General features: G+C 62.4%; 1 protein-coding gene. It reads left to right on the forward strand.

From position 1 onward, the window contains the following. Positions 1 to 88: 88 nt before the first annotated feature. The coding region (locus EN993_RS36185; protein WP_095770220.1) for an IS481 family transposase at positions 89 to 1,037 on the forward strand (949 nt) is incomplete at its 3' end.

The following is a 1,037-nucleotide window of genomic DNA, read 5'->3' on the forward strand; positions in this document are numbered from 1 at the left end:
CTAGGTGTGAGCTTTCGAGAGGTTGTCCATTCGGACCGGACCGAGGAGACTGGAGTTACCACGCTTCAGCATCCATCGGAGGGTCCGAATGAACATCCACAAGAATGCCCGTCTCACACCGCTGCGTCGAGAGGAGATGGCGTTATCGGTGATAGAAGGCGCTTTTTCCAAAGCCCATGCGGCGCGCGTCTATGGCGTGTCGGCCAAGATCGTGGCGCGCTGGGTCGAGCGCTATAAGACCAAAGGGCGGGCCGGCATGGTCGACCGCTCGTCGCGGCCCACCGTCATGCCGAGCCTGACCGAACAGTCCGTGGCCGAGCGCATCGCAGCCTTGCGTCGCCAGCGGCTGACCGGCAAGCACATCGCCCATGAGGTCGGCGTCTCGCCCGCCACCGTCAGCCGGGTTCTCAAGCGTGCCGGGCTGTCGCGGCTCAGGGATATCGAGCCGGCCGAACCGGTCCGGCGCTACGAGCGGGAGCATCCCGGCGAGATGATCCATATCGACATCAAGAAGCTCGGCCGCTTCAGCCAAGTCGGCCATCGTATCACCGGCGATCCGCAAAAGGGCAAGTCGCGCGGCGCCGGCTGGGAGTTCGTCCATGTCTGCATCGACGACGCGTCCCGCATCGCCTTCTCGCAAATCCTGCCCGACGAGAAAAAGGAGTGCGCCATCGCCTTCCTCAAGGCCGCGGTCGCCTATTACGCCAGCCTCGGCGTCACGATAGCCCGCGTCATGACCGACAACGGCTCCTGCTACAGATCAAAGGCCTTCGCCAAGGCCTGCCGCGATCTCGGCCTCAAGCACGTCACGACAAGACCCTATACGCCCAAGACCAATGGCAAGGCCGAGCGCTTCATCCAGACAGCACTGCGCGAATGGGCCTACGCCATTGCCTATCCGACATCCGATCATCGTGCCGCCGAACTGCCTGTCTGGCTGCACAGATACAATTGGCATCGTCCACATGGCAGCCTAAAGTCAAAAACGCCTATCAGTCGCCTCGCCCTGATCGAGGACAACCTGTTGAAGCTCCACA

Source organism: Mesorhizobium sp. M7D.F.Ca.US.004.01.2.1, assembly GCF_003997785.1.
GTDB classification, from domain to species: Bacteria; Pseudomonadota; Alphaproteobacteria; order Rhizobiales; family Rhizobiaceae; genus Mesorhizobium; species Mesorhizobium loti.